Here is a 17,625-nt window from a genome sequence, read left to right as displayed (position 1 = left end):
AGTTATACCTTCGCCACGAGTGGGCGACCGAGCAGGCCCTGGGGACGGAAAATCAGGATCACCACCAGCAGGGAGAAACTGAACACGTCTTTGTAGTCAGAGTTGATCAACCCCGAGAACAGCGACTCGGAAATACCCAGGATGATCCCGCCGAGCATGGCCCCAGGCAGGGAACCGATGCCGCCGAGTACCGCTGCGGTAAATGCCTTGATGCCGATGATGAAGCCGGCATAGAAGTCGAACGTGCCGTAGTTCAGGGTGATCAGCACACCGGCCAACGCGGCCATGGCGGCACCAATCACGAATACGTAGGAGATGACCCGGTCGGTGTTGATGCCGAGGATCGACGCCATCTTGCGGTCTTGCTGGGTAGCGCGACACATGCGGCCGAGCTTGGTGTATTTGATGATGTAGGTCAGCAGGCCCATGCCGACGAACGCGGCCACCAGGATGAACACCTTGGTGTAGGTCAACTGCACGAACCCGGTGCCGATGTCGACTCTCCAGGCGCCGGCCAGCAGCGTCGGGATGCCTTGTTGCTTGGCGCCCTGGGCGATCTGCGCGTAGTTCTGCAGGATCAGCGAGATACCGATGGCGCTGATCAGCGGTGCCAGTCGGGTGGAGTTGCGCAGCGGTTTGTACGCGACACGCTCAATGACCCAACCGTAAACGCCAGTGACGACGACGGTGAAGATCAGGGTGCCAAGAATGAGCAGCGGGAAGGATTCGATGCCGAAGTAAGCCAGCAGTGCCAGACTGATCGCCGCGAGGTAAGCGGAAATCATATAAACCTCGCCATGGGCGAAGTTGATCATGCCAATGATGCCATAGACCATTGTGTAGCCGATGGCGATCAAGCCATAGACCGACCCGAGGGTCAGCCCATTGACCAGTTGCTGCAGGAATATACCATCCATAACGCAATCTCACGCAGTGAGAGCCTGCACACCTGTGGGTGTGCGGTTCTTCTAGGAGGAAAAGACAGACACAAAAGGGGCTGGCAACCAAGTTCCCGTGCGGGAGCTGGCTTGTGTGGGAGCCGGGCTTGCCCGCGATGCAGACACCTCGCAATGTCAGTCAAACCGAGGTGACGCTATCGCAGGCAAGCCAGCTCCCACAAAAGCCCGGCTCCTACAGGGTCAAGTGGCGTCTAACCAATCGCGCTAACTATTACTTCTGCTTTTCCAGCTGGTGATACTTGCCGTCCTTGTCCCACTGGTAAACCACATAGTCGGAGACTTTCAGGTCGCCCTTGGCGTCCCAATTCTTCTCGCCCATGACGGTTTTGACCGGGTGGGCTTTGAGCCACTTGGCCGCGTCTTCGCCTTTGTTGGACTTGGCGCCATTGAAGCCGGCGGCCAGGGCCTGGATCGAAGCGTAGGCGTACAGGGTGTAGCCTTCAGGCTCGGTACCGGCCTTGCGGAACTGTTCCACGACCGTCTTGCTGTCTGGCAGCAGGCGCGGGTCGGCGCCGAAGGTCATGTACACGCCATCTACGTACTGCGCACCACCGGCGGTCGCCACCAGTTCATCGGTGACCACACCGTCATCGGACATGAACTTCACGTCTTTCAGGCCGGCTTCACGAATCTGGCGAACCAGTGGACCGGCTTCCGGGTGCAGGCCCCCGAAGTACACGACGTCAGCACCGGTGGAGCGGATCTTGGTGACCAGGGCGCTGAAATCTTTCTCGCCACGGGTCAGGCCTTCTTCCAGCACCGGCTTCACGCCGCGCTTGGTCAACTGCTGTGCAGTGGCGTCCGCCAGGCCTTTGCCGTAGGTGTCCTTGTCGTTGATAACGGCAACTTTCTTGCCCTTGAGCACGTCGACGATGTAGTCGCCGGCCACGATGCCTTGCTGGTCGTCACGACCACACATACGGAACACCGCCGACAGGCCGCGCTCGGTGACCTGCGGGTTGGTGGAGCCCGGGGTGATCATGATGATGCCCGCTTCGTCGTACACCTCGGACGCCGGGATAGTGTTGGACGAGCAGAAGTGCCCGACCACGCCGATCACTTTGTCCTGGTCTGCCAGACGGTTGGCCACGGCCACCGCTTGCTTGGGTTCGCAGGCGTCGTCGCCGGCCACCAGTTTGATCTGCTCGCCGTTGATGCCGCCGGCCTTGTTGATGACATCGGCTGCCGCCTGGGCACCTTTCATGTACTGCTCACCAAATGCCGCGTTGGCGCCGGTCATCGGCCCCGCTACGCCAATCTTCACATCAGCTTGAGCAAACGCAGAAACACCCAGCGCAGCAGCAACTGCGAGGGCTAGAAAACCTTTCTTGTAAAACGTCTGGGACATGAGTGGTGCTCCGAGGTTTTTGTTGAATTGGCACTGCAGCTTCACTTCAAAAACTTTCGAGGAAAGCCCAGAGCAAGCGGCGTGCCATTACGTTTTTATTATTCAAAAAGACACGGTGTCATTGTTATTGCAGGTTTTTGGGCGCCTTTTGATTGGACGTGCAACCGTCTATCTCAATCGGGTGCAACCATTGGATCCATAAAGTGCAACCTGATGGATCCAACACTGCAACCCGGCCATTAAAGGGCCACCCTTGAACCTGTAACAGCGTGCGTAACGGAAGTGCACATTTACAGTGCGTTACTGCTACGACTCGCACCAATACAGATTAGTAGCCGGCTAAGAAAATGCAGGCTTCTGAGCGGTATTTCGTTGATCAGATCACGATCCTCAGGCATTGGCCCGCGTGATACAGCGAGAAGCCCGCCTCATACAAACAGCTGCGCAGGCCCACGCCGGCCAGGGGCTGCATCGGTGCGAACGGGATCGGCAGCGCCTGTGGATCCTGGTGACACAGGTAATCGGCAAACGCCTTGCCCACCACACTGCCGGTGGTCACCCCACGCCCGTTGTAACCGGTGACCGCCACCAGCCCGGGCGCCGGCTCGAACAAACGCATCAAGTGGTCCGGGGTGAAAGCGATACAGCCGGTCCAGGTGCATTCCCACTGCACCGGTTTGAGGTACGGGAAGTAGTGCTGTTGCACCCGATCGGCCCAGGCCTTGAGGAACCACGCGGGTTTCTGGTTGCCATTGCCCAGGCTGCCGAGCAACAGGCGGCCTTCGGCGTCGCGGCGAATGCTGCTGAGTACCTGGCGGGTGTCCCAGGAGCCCTGCCCGCCTGGGAGGATTTGTTGCGCGGCGTCGTCGGTCAGCGGGGCCGACGCCACCTGGTAGTAATAACCGGGGAAAAAATTGCGGCGCAGCTCGGTCCATTCGCCTTCGGTGTAGGCGTTGGAGGCGATCACCACTTGCTCGGCCTGCACCGAGCCCTGGGCAGTTTGCACAGACCAGTGCTGGCCCTGGCGTTCCAGTTGAGTGACCGGGGAGTGGTCGAACAACTGCCCGCCCAGCCCGACGGCGGCATTGGCCAAACCGCTGGTGTAGGCCATCGGGTTCAAGGTGCCGGCACGCCGGTCCAGCAAGGCGGCGGCGATCTTTTTGGTACCGGTGGCTTGCTCGCATGCCGCACCGGTCAACAGCTCCACCGGGGCGCCGCGACGCTTCCACTGTTCTTCACGACTGCGTAAATCCGCCTCGCCACGGGCGTTGTGCGCCATGTGCAAGGTGCCCTCGCGGCGCAGTTGGCAGTCGATGTTGTATTTGTCGATCAGGCTGAACACCAGGGACGGTGCCGCGCCGAGCATGCGGTTGAGCTGGCTGCCCACCGCCGTGCCAAAACCGGCTTCGATCTCGTCCGGCGGAATCCACATCCCGGCATTCACCAGGCCTACGTTGCGCCCCGAACCACCGTGGCCGGTGCGATGGGCTTCGAGGACGGCGACGCTTTTACCTTGTTCCAGCAAGTGAATGGCTGCCGACAAACCGGTGATACCGGCACCGATCACGCAGACATCCACGTTGACCTCGCCCTTGAGCGCAGCCCGATCCGGCCGGCCAGGGGTGAGCTGTTCCCACAAACATGCTTCGCGTAATGCCATTGCCAGACTCCGATGAGACCTAACAAACCACTATTTTGATGTGCGAACCCGATCAACTGTGGGAGCTGGCTTGCCAACTCCCACTTTGACCTCACTTCGAGCAGAGACTCAGTCGAAGGTGATGCCCTGGGCCAGCGGCAATTCCAGCGAGTAGTTCACGGTGTTGGTCTGGCGGCGCATGTAGCCGCGCCATGCATCCGAACCCGACTCACGCCCGCCACCGGTCTCTTTCTCACCGCCAAACGCGCCACCAATCTCCGCGCCACTCGGGCCGATGTTGACGTTGGCAATCCCGCAGTCGCTGCCCACGGCCGACATGAACTGCTCGGCTTCACGCACGTCGGTGGTAAAGATGCACGACGACAGGCCTTGAGGCACGGCGTTGTTGAGGCGCAGCGCTTCAGCGAAATCGGTGTAGCCCACCACGTACAGAATCGGCGCGAAAGTCTCGGTGCACACCACGTCACTCTGCTCCGGCATTTCCACGATCGCCGGCGACACGTAGTAAGCGTTGGGGAATTTGTCTTCCAGCTGACGCTTGCCGCCAAACACCCGGCCGCCTTCGCTCAAGGCCTGTTCCAGGGCGTCCTGCATGTTTTCGAAACTGTGTTTGTCGATCAGCGGGCCGATCAGGTTGCCTTCCAGTGGATGGCCGATGCGCACCTTGGCATACGCGGCCTTGAGGCGGGTGACGATTTCCTCTTTCACCGACTCATGGGCGATCAACCGGCGCAGGCTGGTGCAGCGCTGGCCGGCGGTGCCGACGGCGCTGAACAGGATGGCGCGCACGGCCATGTCCAGGTCGGCGCTTGGGCCGAGGATCATGGCGTTGTTGCCGCCCAGTTCGAGAATGCTGCGGGCAAAACGCGCGGCGACTTTCGGCGCCACTTCGCGACCCATGCGGGTGCTGCCAGTGGCGCTGATCAGCGCCACACGCGGGTCATCCACCAGTGCGGCACCGGCGTCACGACCACCGATGATCACTTGGCTCAGGTACTCGGGGGCGCCGTCGAATTTCTTCAGCACTCGCTCGAACAACGCCTGGCAGGCCAGGGCGGTGAGCGGGGTTTTTTCCGAGGGTTTCCAGATCACCGCGTTGCCGCACACCAGCGCCAGCGCGGTGTTCCACGCCCACACCGCCACCGGGAAGTTGAACGCACTGATCACGCCGACCACGCCCAGCGGGTGCCAGGTTTCACGCATGTGGTGGCCCGGGCGCTCGGAGGCGATGGTCAAGCCATACAGTTGGCGCGACAGGCCGACGGCGAAGTCGCAGATGTCGATCATTTCCTGCACTTCACCCAGGCCTTCCTGGGTGATCTTGCCGGCTTCCCACGACACCAGCTCACCGAGGTCGGCTTTGTACTCGCGCAACACGTCGCCGAACTGGCGCACCAGCTCACCACGGCGGGGTGCCGGCACCTTGCGCCAGGCGTCGAATGCATGCTCGGCGCGACTGACCTGCTGCTCCACCTCGGCGGCACCTTCCCAGTGCACACTGGCAATCCGGCTGCCATCGATGGGCGAATGCACGGGCTGTTTGCCCGACTGGTACAGCGCCGGGTTTACCCCGAGACGATCAAGCAATGCGGCAACCATGGGTCACTCCTTCAATCTACAAACAGAAATTTGCGCCGCCAGCTGTCGCGGCGATCCAGACCTTATTTGTAGCTGGCCCAAGACTTGCCAACAAACGACGATTAGGCGAGATATCATTCCGTTTATTCATGCTAAGAACAAAAAGAGGCGTGCCGTGCTGAATAAAAGACATTTGCCCTCGATCACCGCCTTGCAGTGTTTCGAAGCGGTCACCCGCCACCTGAGTTTTACCCGCGCCGCCGAGGAGCTGAACCTCACCCAGAGCGCCGTCAGCAAACAGGTCGCGCAGTTGGAAGAACTGCTGCAGCACCTGCTGTTTCGCCGGGTACGCCGCCGCTTGCAGATGACCCCGGCGGGCGATCTGTACCTGGTGGAGGTGCGCAAGATCCTCACCCAGGTGGAGATGTCCACCCATTACCTGCGTTCCTACGGCGGCGAGACTGAAGTGCTGCGGGTGTCCACGCCCTACACCTTCGGCGCTCGCTGGCTGGTGCCGCGCCTCAAGGGCTGGCGGCTGCGCCATCCGCAGATTCACCTGGACCTGTGCAACGAACAGGAACCGGACGAGCTGCTGCAAGGCAAGGCCGACCTGGCCTTCTATTTCGGCCAGGGCTCACGGCCCGGCACCGAGAGCCTCAAGCTGTTCAGTGAAGAGCTGGTGCCCGTGTGCTCGCCCGACAGCCTGCCCGCACAACCGTTTACCGACCCCACGCAGCTCAGTGAACTGGTGCTGCTGCAAAACGCCTCGCGCCCCCAGGGCTGGCACGACTGGTTCGCGGCCCAGGGCTATCACACCGAGCACAGCTACCACGGGCCGCGCTTCGAGACCTTTTATATGTGCATCCGCGCCGCGCAAGTGGGCTGTGGTGTGGCGCTGCTGCCACGGTTCCTGGTGGAAGAAGAATTGGCCGAAGGCAAACTGGTGATCCCCTGGCAGCACGCGATGCCGAGCCAGGATGCGTATTACCTGGCGTATCCCGAGCACTCGGCGGAAGTGCCCAAGGTGCGGGATTTTGTGAAGTGGATGATGGAGCAAGTCGAGTCAGTTTGATTTTTTTGGCCTGCAATACCGCTATCGCAGGCAAGCCAGCTCCCACCTTTTGGAATGCATTCACCTGTGGGAGCTGGCTTGCCTGCGATGGCGTCAGTGGTCTCACCGAAAAAACTGCTGGCAAAACAGCACAGGTCTATGCGCCACTAGCGCCATTCCTTAATTGTGCGTAAAGGTCGGCGCCCATCGCCGACCCGTCTGGAGATTCCCGTTATGAGCGAGAGTGTGTTTGCCGATCGCATCGTGCAGAACCTGCTCGACACCGACTTCTACAAGCTGACCATGATGCAGGCGGTGCTGCACAACTACCCGAACGTGGAAGTTGAATGGGAGTTTCGTTGCCGTAACAGTGAAGACCTGCGCCCGTACCTGGCGGAGATCCGCTACCAGATCGAGCGCCTGGCCGAGCTGAGCCTGAGCCCCGACCAACTGGGCTTCCTGGAACGCATCAGCTTCATGAAGCCGGATTTCCTGCGGTTCCTCGGGCTGTTCCGCTTCAACCTGCGCTACGTGCACACCGGCATCGAGAACGGCGAGTTGTTTATCCGCCTGCGCGGGCCGTGGCTGCATGTGATCCTGTTTGAAGTGCCGATGCTGGCGATCGTCAGCGAGGTGCGTAACCGCTATCGCTACCAGACCGTCATCCTCGAACAGGCCCGCGAGCAGTTGTATCGCAAGTTCGACTGGCTGACGGCCAACGCCAGCGTCGAAGAACTGTCCGAATTGCAGGTGGCGGATTTCGGCACGCGCCGGCGCTTCTCCTACCGTGTGCAGGAGGAAGTGGTGACGGTGCTCAAGCACGACTTCCCCGGGCGGTTTGTCGGCACCAGCAACGTGCACCTGGCCCGCGAGCTGGACATGAAGCCCCTGGGCACCATGGCCCACGAATGGATCATGGCCCACCAGCAACTCGGCCCGCGGCTGATCGACAGCCAGATCGCCGCCCTCGACTGCTGGGTGCGCGAGTACCGTGGCCTGCTGGGCATCGCCCTGACCGATTGCATCACCACCGATGCGTTCCTCGGCGATTTCGACCTGTACTTCGCCAAGCTGTTCGACGGCCTGCGCCACGACTCCGGCGACCCGGTGCAGTGGGCCGAAAAGGCCATCGCCCACTACCACAAGCTGGGCATCGAGCCGATGAGCAAGACCCTGGTGTTCTCCGACAGCCTGTCGCTGCCCAAGGCGTTGGAGATTTTCCGCGCGCTGCGGGGTCGGATCAATGTGAGCTTTGGCATCGGCACCAACCTGACCTGTGATATTCCAGGTGTGGAACCGATGAGCATCGTGCTTAAAATGACCGCCTGTAATGGCCAGCCCGTCGCGAAGATTTCCGATGAAGCGGGCAAGACCCACTGCACCGATCCGAATTTCGTCGCCTATTTGCGCCACGTTTTCAAAGTACCTGCCCTACCCAGCAAGGAGTGAATCATGCAAGCCGTACAGCGCGAGATTGCTGAACAGCTCAAGGTCCAACCGCCCTTTAAGGACCAGGCCGCCCTTGAGGCGGAGGTCGCCCGGCGCGTTACCTTTATCCAGGACTGCCTGCTCAATTCAGGCCTCAAGACGTTGGTGCTGGGCATCAGCGGCGGCGTCGACTCCCTGACCGCCGGCCTGCTGGCCCAACGCGCGATGGAAGAGTTGCGGGCCGCCAAGGGTGACGACGCCTACCGCTTTATCGCGGTGCGCCTGCCCTACGAAACCCAGTTCGACGAACACGACGCCCAGGCGTCCGTGGACTTTATCGAGCCCGACGAGCGTCACACGGTGAACATCGGCCCGGCGGTCAAGTCCCTGGCCAATGAAGTGGCCGCGTTTGAAGGCAAGGCAGCGGTCTCCCGGGACTTCGTGCTGGGCAACACCAAGGCGCGCATGCGCATGGTGGCGCAGTACACCATCGCCGGCGCGGCCGGTGGCCTGGTGATCGGCACCGACCACGCGGCGGAAGCCGTGATGGGCTTTTTCACCAAATTCGGGGATGGCGCCTGCGACCTGGCCCCGTTGAGCGGTCTGGTGAAAAACCAGGTGCGCGCGATTGCCCGGCACTTTGGTGCCCCGGAATCGCTGGTGGAGAAAATCCCGACGGCCGACCTCGAAGACCTGTCCCCGGGCAAGCCGGATGAAGCGTCCCACGGCGTGACCTACGCCGAGATCGACGCGTTCCTGCACGGCGAGCCGGTGCGCGAGGAAGCGTTCCGGATCATCTGCGATACCTATCGCAAGACCGAGCACAAGCGGGTGATGCCGTTTGCGCCATAAGCCGACGCGCCAGTTCATTGTGGCAAAAGCAGCTCAAAAAAAAGCGCCCCGAAGGGCGCTTTTTTTTGCCTGAAGAATGATTACTTCAGGGTCACAGTGCCTTTCATCATCGAGATGTGGCCTGGGAAGGAGCAGAAGAACGAGTAGTCAGTACCTGCCGCCAGCTTCGACACGTCGAAGGTCACGGAGTCTTTCTCGCCGGCACCGATGATCTTGGTGTGGGCGATGATGCGGGCGTCGCCGTCTTTCAGGTAGTTCTTGTCGATGCCGGCAGCCATGCCGTCGCTGGCGATGCCAGGCATGTCGGCGGTGGAACTCAGCACCCAGTTATGGCCCATGACGTTTTTCGGCAAGCTGCCGGAGTGGGTCAACTCTACGGTGAACGTCTTGCAGCTCTTGTCGATTTCGACGGCCTTGGTGTTGAAGGACATCTGGTCAGTGGAGTCGACAGTGACCTTGCACTCTGCAGCAAGCAACTGGCCGCTAGCCAGAGTCAGCAGGGAAACAGCAACGAGTTTGGCAAACATGTGAATCTCCAGGGCAGGGTTTAAAAAACGCATATTGCGACAAGGGTGCCTGAGTCAGGCAGGACTTCATATGATCTGTATCAACAGATTGTATACAACTTTAGGCTATCAGACTCATCGACACAATCTACCGGCCAAACTCGCACCGCCGGCCTATGATCGGCTCATCTTCCTTCTGGAGTCCGAGCCATGCACCTCAATAGCCTGTTCCGCAGCCTGCTTGCAGCCTATGCCTGTGGCGCCAGCGGCACCTACGAAACACCTCAACGCGAGGTTTAATCCTTTGAGAGACGCAAGCCAGCCTTTACTCTTTAGCCACAACTGAGTGGAGTCAGGTATGTCCTTGAAGTCTGTTTGTGTATTTTGCGGTGCCAGCAGCGGCACCAACCCGGCCTACCGCGAAGCGGCCGTTGCCCTCGGGCGTGCGCTGGCCGAGCGCAAGCTCACCCTGGTGTATGGCGGCGGCGCCGTGGGCCTGATGGGTATCGTCGCGGATGCGGCCCTGGAAGCCGGTGGCGAGGTGATCGGGATTATTCCCGAAAGCCTGAAAGTCCTGGAAATCGGTCACAAAGGCCTGACCCGCCTGGAAGTGGTCGACGGCATGCACGCTCGCAAGGCGCGCATGGCCGAGCTGAGCGACGCGTTCATTGCGCTGCCGGGCGGCCTGGGCACCCTGGAAGAACTGTTCGAAGTCTGGACCTGGGGCCAGCTCGGCTACCACGGCAAACCGCTGGGTTTGCTCGAAGTGAACGGTTTTTACCGCAAGTTGACCGATTTTCTTGATCATATCGTCGGCGAAGGTTTCGTCCGCGCACCGCATCGTGCCATGCTGCAAATGAGCGAATCGCCGGCTGAGCTGCTTGACGCATTGGATGCCTGGCAACCGCTGGTCCTGCCCAAATGGGTGGATCAAAAACCCGATTAACCCTTGGGACGCGATTAAAGGCAGAATACGCGCCGCTCAACCTCACCTTCGACCCCAGAGGATCGCCCATGGCAAAACCTAATTACTCCTTCGCCAAACGTCAGAGAGACTTGGCCAAAGAGCAGAAGAAAGAGGAAAAGCTGCAGCGCAAGAAATTGGCAGCCGACGAAGAAGCCGGTGCACTGAACCCGGATGCTGAAGGTACAGTGGCTACAGACGAAACCGAAGCACCGAAAGATCAGGCGCCGGACGCCTGAGAACCACTGGATTTATGTAGGAGCCGGCTTGCCGGCGATCGGGCCGAATGATCACCAGAGATCTCAAGGTCGCCATCGCCGGCAAGCCGGCTCCTACAGTGGATCTGCGCTATTCCAGCGGCATCACCGTCACCCGCACTTCCGGGTCATGGCTCCCTCCCCCCAGAATCACCCCCCGCAACGGCGAAACATCGGAAAAATCCCGGCCCCAGGCCAGGGTGATGTGTTCCAGCGCCGGCTGCACATTGTTGGTCGGATCAAAATCCACCCAACCCGACACCGGGCAAAACACCGACACCCACGCGTGGGACGCATCCGCGCCGATCAACCGTGGCTGGCCGGGCGGTGGCTGGGTCAGCAGGTAACCGCTGATATAGCGCGCCGCCAGGCCCCGGGAGCGCAGGCATGCGAGCATCAGATGGGCGAAGTCCTGGCACACGCCGCGCCGGCGCTCCAGCACTTCCACCAGCGGCGTGGCAACCTGGGTGGCTTCGGCATCGAAGGTGAACTCGCTGAAGATCTTTTGCATCAGCGCCTGCACACCCAACAGCAATGGACGACCGGCCGGGAAACAGTCTTCAGAGAACTCGACGAAGCTTTTCTTCAAATGCACATAGGGCGATTCAAACCGATAGCGACACGCCTCGATCACCTCGGCGGATAACGGCTGGCTGCTGTAGGTCAGGCCGTTGCGGGTCTGGTCCCAGGCCGGCGACAGGCTGAAATCCAGCACCGGGCGCGCCAGCACTTCCACCGTCAGCCCGGCGTTCACCAGCAGCTCGTCGTGGGGCCGCTCGAACGCCAGCCGGGTGATCGGGTTACCAAACACATCAAGCTCGTCCCGGCGCGAGGTCGGCTCGGGGCTGATCTCCAGTTGCTGCGAGCTGCAGCGCTGCCAGGCACACGGCCGCGGCCACAGGTGCGCCAGTTGCTGGGCCAGGGACACCGGGCTGTCGTAGTGGTAGTGGGTATCGTGGAAAATCTGGTAGCGGGCACTCATCACACAGACACCGTTTGCTGGCTGACATCGTCCACATGGGCAAAATGGCGCAAGGCCAGGCGGTCGGAGACTTGCCCGCTTTCATCGGCCACCGCTTGCAGCAGGTCGGCCAGGCCGTCCAGCGCGGCACGCACGCTGGACTCGCCGAACAGCGGGTTCTCCAGGCAACCCAGGTCAAAGCGCGCCAGGCGCTCTACCAACGGCGCGAGACCGGTTTCCCGGGGCACGCCAAAATCATCATTCAGGCGACGCAGGGTGCGGCTCACCAGTTTCAGCTGGAACAGCACCGCGTGGGGGTTTTGCTCATCCAGCAGCAACAGGTCCAGCACCGGGATCAATTGCGGCACCGCGAGGTAGCGCGAGCGATAGGTGATGCTGCTGTTGCCCAGTTCCAGCAACCACTCCAGCCCGGCCTGATCGAACACCGCCACGCCCCGCAGGAAGGCCGCCAGGCTGCTGCTGAGAAACTGCAGGCGCTCAATGCGCCGGCCCATCATCAGGAAGCGCCAGCCTTCGTCGCGGGTCATGTCGTCGAGGGCAAAACCCGACAGCGCCGCCAGGGACATCACCAGGCGGTTGAGGAAGTCCAGCAGCTCGCCAAAGTCCGGCTCTTCGCTTTCCAGCTCCAGGGCTTCGCGTTGCAATTCCACCAGCGCCTGCCAGTTTTCACGGGATAGCTTGCCGCGCACCTGGGACGCCGCCCACTGCAAACGCTGCAGGTTGGCCCGCAGGCTCGACGGCCAGTCATCACCGAGCAAGGCCGCCTGAAGCCGCTCAGGCAATTCGCCCTCCTCCGGCAACAGTCGCAGGTTCTCGCCCAGCTCGACCGCCGCCTGCAACGCCAGGGGGTCGTCTCCATCGACATAGCGGGCGAGGACGATCCGCAGCCAGCGCGCACTGTCATCACAGCGCTCGCAATAACGGCCAAACCAGAACAGGTTCTCCACCACCCGCGACGGCAGGTACGGGTCACGCCGCACCAGGTCGTGGGCGCCGATTGCCCGTTGGGCGCGCCACTGTTCGGTGCCGTGGGCACGCTCGCCGAGCACCCAGGTGTCCTTGCTCGCACCGCCGCGCTGCATCGACACCACTTCGGCATCGGCTTCGGCGGCCACGCGGGTCAGGCCGCCGGGCAGTACCCGGTAACCGTCGGCGCTGGCCACAGCGTAAACGCGCATGCCGATGGCACGGTGTTGCAGGTGATCGTCCACCGTGTGCCAGACCGGCGCCTGGGACAACTGCGCGAGTTCCTGGGCGACGTAGGCGTAGGGTCTCGCCTGCATGCGCTCGGCCAGGGCCTGTCGTTGCTCGTCGTTCAAATCGCGGCCAAACACCGGGGTGAAGCTTTGCGACGGAAAGGCCGGCTTGATCAGCAGCTCCGGGAGTTTTTCCAGGGCTTCGGCCAGCACCGGCGCCTCACCGCACCACCAGGTGGCGATGGACGGCAGGATCAGTTCTTCGCCAAACAGGAATTGATTGATCTTCGGCAAAAAGCCCAGCAAACCCGGGGATTCCAGCACGCCACTGCCCAAGGCGTTGGCCACCAGCACATTGCCCTGGCGTACGGCGTCCAGCAGGCCGGGCACGCCCAGGGCCGAGTCGGTACGCAGCTCCAGCGGGTCGCAGAAGTCATCGTCCAGGCGGCGCATGATCGCGTGCACCCGGCGCAGCCCGCTGAGGGTTTTGAGGTACACCGTGGCGTCGCGCACGGTCAGGTCGCCGCCCTCCACCAGCGGGTAGCCGAGCTGGCGGGCGAGGTACAGGTGCTCAAAATAGCTTTCGTTGAAACGGCCCGGGGTCAGCAGCACGATCAGCGGCGGCTGGTCGTCGCTCGGCGCCTGGCGGGCCAGGGTTTCCTGCAAGGTGCGGAAGAATCCGGTGAGGTGCTGCACCTGCAAGTCGCGGTACAGGTCCGGGAATGCACGGGACACGATGGTGCGATTTTCCAGGGCATAACCGGCACCGGACGGAGCCTGGGTCCGGTCGGCGGTCACCCACCAGCGGCCATCCGGCGTGCGCGCCAGGTCCACCGCGTACAGGTGCAAAAAGGCGCCGTCGGGCGGCTGGATGCCCTGGCACGGCCACAGGAAATTGTTATGGCCAAACACCAGCTCTGCTGGCAGCAAGCCTTCGGCAATCAAGCGCTGCGGGCCGTAGAGGTCGGCCAGTACCGCATTCAGCAGGCGCGCACGCTGGGCGATGCCGGCGGAAAGCTGCTTCCATTCATCGGCGGCCAACACGTGGGGCAACAGGTCCAGCTCCCACGGGCGATCGGCGCCCTTGGGGTCGGCGTAGACGTTATAGGTCACGCCGTTTTCCTGGATCTGCCGGGTCAGCAAGGCCTGGCGCTGGGCCAGTTGCGCCGGGGTACTGCGTTGCAGATGATCGAGCAGGCGCTGCCAATGTGCGCGAACCGCGCCGCTGTCGTCCAGCAGTTCGTGATAAGTGCCCGCGGTCAGCGGGTAACGGTCGAGCAAGTCGGGCATGGAACGCTCGGCAGAGGCAAGGGAAGTCAGTATGTAAGAGCCGGGCTTGCCCGCGATGCAGGCACCTCGGTGCATCTGGTGTACCGAGGTGATGCTATCGCAGGCAAGCCAGCTCCCACATTAGAGATTTTTCGCTTTCGGGATTATGTACATTCAATCCTCTGTTTTTTTTGCAAAGCGCCGCAAATCCAGGGTCATCGGCAATTCATCATTGATCACCACGCTCGGCACCGGCAATTTCCCCGGGCTGTGCCCCAGGCGGAAAAACCGCGCCATCCGCCGGCTTTCTGCTTCGTTGGCATTCACCGGCAGGCTGTCGTAATTACGCCCGCCCGGATGGGCGACATGGTACTGGCAACCACCCAGCGAGCGCTGCATCCACGTGTCCAAAAGATCAAATACCAGCGGCGCATGCACCGGGATGGTCGGCTGCAAACAGTTGGCCGGTTGCCAGGCGCGATAGCGCACACCGGCGACAAACTCGCCGACGCGTCCGGTGGGTTGCAGCGGCACCGGGATGCCGTTGCAGGTCAGCAGGTAACGCTGGGGCGGCAGGCCGCTCAACTTGACCTGCAAGCGCTCCAGGGACGAATCCACGTAGCGCACCGTGCCGCCCACGGCGCCCTCCTCACCCAGTACATGCCAGGGCTCCAGGGCCTGGCGCAGTTCCAGTTCGATACCGCTGACGGTGTAGTCGCCGACCTTGGGAAAACGGAATTCCAAGTGCGCGGCAAACCATTCGGCCCGCAGCGGATAGCCGGCAGCGTTCAACTCGACGATCACGTCGGCAAAATCCTGCTCGATAAAGTGCGGCAGCAGGAAGCGGTCGTGCAGTTCCGTGCCCCAGCGCGCCAGCTTCGGCGGCGCATAGGGTTCACGCCAGAAACGCGCCACCAGCGCCCGCAGCAGCAGTTGCTGGGTCAGGCTCATGCGCGCGTGGGGAGGCATCTCAAAGGCGCGCAATTCCAGCAGGCCGAGGCGCCCGGTGGCACCGTCCGGCGAGTAGAGCTTGTCGATGCAGAACTCGGCGCGGTGGGTGTTACCGGTGACGTCGATCAGCAGGTTGCGCAGCAGGCGGTCGACCAACCATGGCGGGCATTCCTCGCCCACGTCGGGCATCTGGGCGAAGGCGATTTCCAGTTCGTACAACGCATCGTTGCGCGCTTCGTCGACCCGTGGCGCCTGGGAAGTCGGGCCGATGAACAGGCCGGAAAACAGGTAGGACAGCGACGGGTGGTTATGCCAGTAGCTGATCAGGCTGCGCAGCAGATCGGGGCGCCGCAGGAACGGCGAGTCCTTGGGCGTAGCACCACCGAGCACAAAGTGGTTACCGCCGCCGGTGCCGGTGTGGCGGCCGTCGATCATGAATTTTTCAGTGGTGAGGCGGGTTTGCCGGGCTTCTTCGTAGAGAAACTCAGTGCGCTCCACCAACTCGTCCCAGGTGGCGGACGGCTGCACGTTGACCTCGATCACACCCGGGTCCGGCGTCACCCGGAAGTTGCTCAGGCGCGGGTCGCTCGGCGGCTCGTAGCCTTCCAGCAGCACCGGGCAATGCAGCTCTCCGGCGGTGGCTTCGATGGCGGCCACCAGTTCCAGATAATCCTCGACCCGTTCCAGCGGCGGCATGAACAGGTACAACCGGCCTTCCCGCGCTTCGGCGCACAGGGCGGTGCGGGTCAGCCAGTCGGCAGACTCGTCGATCTTCGGGATCCGGTCTGGGCGAGTGGCCGCCTCGCCATGGCTTTGCAGTTGTGAGGTGCTCGGCAGCTCAGCCAAATCCTGGTTGGGATCAACAGGATGCACGAACGGATAATCCGCCGCCGTCACCCACGGCTGGGAGGCGAGTGGCAGGCGATAACCCAGGGGTGAATCACCCGGCACCAGGCGGCAGTGGTTGTCCCGCAGGTACCAGCGCCCGCTCTGCCAGCGGTCATTGGCCGCCGTGCGTGCCAACGGCAGCACCTGCCCGATGATTTTATCCAGGCCCTGACTGAAGACTTTGCGCAGGCGGTCGCGCTCAAGTTTGTCGTCCAGACGCGGATCTTCGGCGCTGACGTTTTGCGGCAAGGCGCCTTCGCGCCACAGGTAATAGAAATTGTCTTCGTAGGCCGGGAATACAAAATGCGCAGGCAGCTTCAGGCGTTCGGCGACGCTGGCCAGAAACCGCCCGGCCATCACGCCGTCGGCGCCGTAGCTTTCCTGCTCATCGGCGATCAGCGCGCTGTTGTGCCAGATCGGCACGCCGTCGCGGCGCCAGTAGCAGTTGAGGGACCAGCGCGGCAGTTGCTCGCCCGGGTACCACTTGCCCTGGCCGAAGTGCACCAGCCCCTTGGGCGCGTAGTGCTTGCGCATGCGCTGGAACAGCTCGGCGGACAGTCGGCGTTTGTCCGGGCCCAGGGCGGCGGTGTTCCATTCTGCGCCGTCGGGGTCGTCGATGGAGACAAAGGTCGGTTCGCCGCCCATGGTCAGGCGTACGTCGTCCTTGAGCAGGTCGCCATCAATCTGCCGGCCCAGGGCCTGGATCGCCAGCCACTGCTCTTCGGTGTAGGGCTTGGTAACCCGTGGGGCTTCCCAAATCCGCTCCACGGACATCTCGTGGGTAAATTCGCACTCGCACGGCTCCACCAGACCACTGATGGGCGCCGCGGAAGACGGATCAGGACTGCAGGCCAACGGGATATGGCCTTCACCGGCGAACAAGCCGGAGGTGGCATCGAGGCCGATCCAGCCAGCGCCGGGCAAATACACTTCGCACCAGGCGTGCAGGTCGGTGAAGTCCACTTCGGTGCCGGACGGGCCGTCGAGGGCTTTGACGTCGGCGGTCAGCTGGATCAGATAGCCGGACACAAACCGCGCCGCCAGCCCCAGGTTACGCAGCAGTTGCACCAGCAGCCACGCCGAGTCGCGGCAGGAGCCAGAGGCATTTTCCAGGGTGAATTCCGGGGTTTGCACGCCCGGTTCCATGCGGATCAGGTAGCCGATATCCGCCGCCAGACGCTGATTGAGCCCTACGAGGAAATCCACCGCCGGCAATGGCGTACGGTCGATACCCGCCAGATACGCGGCAAATCTCGGGGTCAGCGGCAAGGTTTCCAGGTACGGCGCCAGCTCGCGCTGCTCATCGGCGGCATAGCTGAAGGGGATTTTTTCGGCGTAGGGCTCAAGGAAAAAGTCGAACGGGTTGAACACCGCCATCTCGGCGACCAGATCGACCTCGATGCGCAACTCGTCGGTCTTTTCCGGGAATACCAGACGCGCCAGGTAATTGCCCTGGGGGTCTTGCTGCCAATTGATGAAGTGCTGCTCCGGCAGCACTTTCAGCGCGTAGGACAAAATCCGCGTGCGGCTATGGGCCGCCGGACGCAGACGAACAATCTGTGGGCCGAGTTCGACCGCGCGGTCGTAGCGGTAATGCGTAACGTGGTGCAACGCGACATGAATCGACACGGCGGCCTCCTGCGAGCCAGGGCATGGAAACAAAGCGCGCAAGACTTATGCCAGAGCAGCGGTCATTGCGCTTTATCGTGAGACCCGGTGCAGTACAGCACCAAAAC

The 17,625-nt window shown here is 62.2% G+C and carries 13 protein-coding genes; 5 read left to right on the top strand and 8 right to left on the bottom strand.

Annotated features, from left to right (window positions below; translation table 11 throughout):
- Nucleotides 1–2: 2 nt before the first annotated feature.
- The 4 genes from MUM_RS0121385 to amaB all read right to left on the bottom strand — a co-directional run bounded on the left by MUM_RS0121385 (nucleotide 3) and on the right by amaB (nucleotide 5,566).
- Nucleotides 3–917, bottom strand: a complete 915-nt coding sequence (locus MUM_RS0121385; RefSeq protein WP_003217447.1) for an ABC transporter permease subunit — start codon at nucleotides 915–917, stop codon at nucleotides 3–5.
- Between the two features lie 253 nt (nucleotides 918–1,170).
- Nucleotides 1,171–2,307: a branched-chain amino acid ABC transporter substrate-binding protein gene (locus MUM_RS0121380; protein ID WP_010173904.1), complete on the bottom strand. Its 1,137-nt coding sequence runs from the start codon at nucleotides 2,305–2,307 to the stop codon at nucleotides 1,171–1,173.
- A 376-nt stretch (nucleotides 2,308–2,683) separates the two neighbouring features.
- Nucleotides 2,684–3,967: an L-pipecolate oxidase gene (amaA, locus tag MUM_RS0121375; RefSeq protein WP_010173902.1), complete on the bottom strand. Its 1,284-nt coding sequence runs from the start codon at nucleotides 3,965–3,967 to the stop codon at nucleotides 2,684–2,686.
- 108 nt (nucleotides 3,968–4,075) lie between these two features.
- Nucleotides 4,076–5,566 (bottom strand): L-piperidine-6-carboxylate dehydrogenase, encoded by a 1,491-nt coding sequence (gene amaB / locus MUM_RS0121370; RefSeq protein ID WP_010173900.1) that lies wholly within the window; start codon nucleotides 5,564–5,566, stop codon nucleotides 4,076–4,078.
- A gap of 154 nt (nucleotides 5,567–5,720) precedes the next feature.
- Here amaB and MUM_RS0121365 point away from each other — a divergent pair, with 154 nt between their 5' ends.
- From MUM_RS0121365 to nadE, 3 genes are all read left to right on the top strand, one after another.
- Nucleotides 5,721–6,617, top strand: a complete 897-nt coding sequence (locus MUM_RS0121365; protein WP_010173898.1) for a LysR family transcriptional regulator — start codon at nucleotides 5,721–5,723, stop codon at nucleotides 6,615–6,617.
- Nucleotides 6,618–6,830: 213 nt separating this feature from the next.
- Entirely contained in the window at nucleotides 6,831–8,045 is a 1,215-nt protein-coding gene (gene pncB / locus MUM_RS0121360) for a nicotinate phosphoribosyltransferase (RefSeq protein WP_010173896.1), read from the top strand.
- 3 nt (nucleotides 8,046–8,048) lie between these two features.
- Complete coding sequence (gene nadE, locus MUM_RS0121355) at nucleotides 8,049–8,876, top strand: ammonia-dependent NAD(+) synthetase (RefSeq protein WP_010173893.1); 828 nt, start codon at nucleotides 8,049–8,051, stop codon at nucleotides 8,874–8,876.
- Nucleotides 8,877–8,956: 80 nt separating this feature from the next.
- Here the strand turns inward: nadE and azu are convergent, their stop codons facing one another.
- On the bottom strand, nucleotides 8,957–9,403 hold the full coding sequence (gene azu / locus MUM_RS0121350) for an azurin (RefSeq protein WP_010173890.1): 447 nt from the start codon (nucleotides 9,401–9,403) through the stop codon (nucleotides 8,957–8,959).
- 337 nt (nucleotides 9,404–9,740) lie between these two features.
- On the opposite strand from azu, the gene MUM_RS0121340 reads away from it, so the two are divergent.
- Both MUM_RS0121340 and MUM_RS0121335 read left to right on the top strand, forming a co-directional pair.
- On the top strand, nucleotides 9,741–10,328 hold the full coding sequence (locus tag MUM_RS0121340; RefSeq protein ID WP_010173888.1) for a TIGR00730 family Rossman fold protein: 588 nt from the start codon (nucleotides 9,741–9,743) through the stop codon (nucleotides 10,326–10,328).
- 68 nt (nucleotides 10,329–10,396) lie between these two features.
- On the top strand, nucleotides 10,397–10,585 hold the full coding sequence (locus MUM_RS0121335; protein WP_010173886.1) for a hypothetical protein: 189 nt from the start codon (nucleotides 10,397–10,399) through the stop codon (nucleotides 10,583–10,585).
- A gap of 109 nt (nucleotides 10,586–10,694) precedes the next feature.
- Here MUM_RS0121335 and MUM_RS0121330 read toward each other — a convergent pair whose 3' ends face one another.
- The 3 genes from MUM_RS0121330 to MUM_RS0121320 all read right to left on the bottom strand — a co-directional run bounded on the left by MUM_RS0121330 (nucleotide 10,695) and on the right by MUM_RS0121320 (nucleotide 17,518).
- A complete protein-coding gene (locus MUM_RS0121330) occupies nucleotides 10,695–11,585 on the bottom strand; it encodes a transglutaminase family protein (protein ID WP_010173884.1) in 891 nt (296 codons plus the stop codon).
- Entirely contained in the window at nucleotides 11,585–14,071 is a 2,487-nt protein-coding gene (locus tag MUM_RS0121325; RefSeq protein WP_010173882.1) for a circularly permuted type 2 ATP-grasp protein, read from the bottom strand. Before MUM_RS0121325 ends, MUM_RS0121330 begins: the two co-directional genes overlap by 1 nt.
- Nucleotides 14,072–14,224: 153 nt before the next feature.
- The gene (locus MUM_RS0121320) at nucleotides 14,225–17,518 is read right to left on the bottom strand and encodes a transglutaminase family protein (RefSeq protein ID WP_010173880.1); all 3,294 of its coding nucleotides are present in this window, start codon (nucleotides 17,516–17,518) and stop codon (nucleotides 14,225–14,227) included.
- Nucleotides 17,519–17,625 lie beyond the last annotated feature (107 nt).

This window comes from Pseudomonas sp. PAMC 25886 (assembly GCF_000242655.1).
GTDB lineage: Bacteria > Pseudomonadota > Gammaproteobacteria > Pseudomonadales > Pseudomonadaceae > Aquipseudomonas.
This window is presented reverse-complemented; position numbering and strand designations above follow the sequence as displayed.

Bases quoted from the DNA above. Each gene is read 5' to 3' on its own strand.
- MUM_RS0121340 (WP_010173888.1), top strand. From the start codon at position 9,741: ATGTCCTTGAAGTCTGTTTGTGTATTTTGCGGTGCCAGCAGCGGCACC.
- nadE (WP_010173893.1), top strand. From the start codon at position 8,049: ATGCAAGCCGTACAGCGCGAGATTGCTGAACAGCTCAAGGTCCAACCG.
- amaB (WP_010173900.1), bottom strand. From the start codon at position 5,566: ATGGTTGCCGCATTGCTTGATCGTCTCGGGGTAAACCCGGCGCTGTAC.
- amaA (WP_010173902.1), bottom strand. From the start codon at position 3,967: ATGGCATTACGCGAAGCATGTTTGTGGGAACAGCTCACCCCTGGCCGG.
- MUM_RS0121330 (WP_010173884.1), bottom strand. From the start codon at position 11,585: ATGAGTGCCCGCTACCAGATTTTCCACGATACCCACTACCACTACGAC.
- MUM_RS0121385 (WP_003217447.1), bottom strand. From the start codon at position 917: ATGGATGGTATATTCCTGCAGCAACTGGTCAATGGGCTGACCCTCGGG.
- pncB (WP_010173896.1), top strand. From the start codon at position 6,831: ATGAGCGAGAGTGTGTTTGCCGATCGCATCGTGCAGAACCTGCTCGAC.
- MUM_RS0121380 (WP_010173904.1), bottom strand. From the start codon at position 2,307: ATGTCCCAGACGTTTTACAAGAAAGGTTTTCTAGCCCTCGCAGTTGCT.
- MUM_RS0121325 (WP_010173882.1), bottom strand. From the start codon at position 14,071: ATGCCCGACTTGCTCGACCGTTACCCGCTGACCGCGGGCACTTATCAC.
- MUM_RS0121335 (WP_010173886.1), top strand. From the start codon at position 10,397: ATGGCAAAACCTAATTACTCCTTCGCCAAACGTCAGAGAGACTTGGCC.
- azu (WP_010173890.1), bottom strand. From the start codon at position 9,403: ATGTTTGCCAAACTCGTTGCTGTTTCCCTGCTGACTCTGGCTAGCGGC.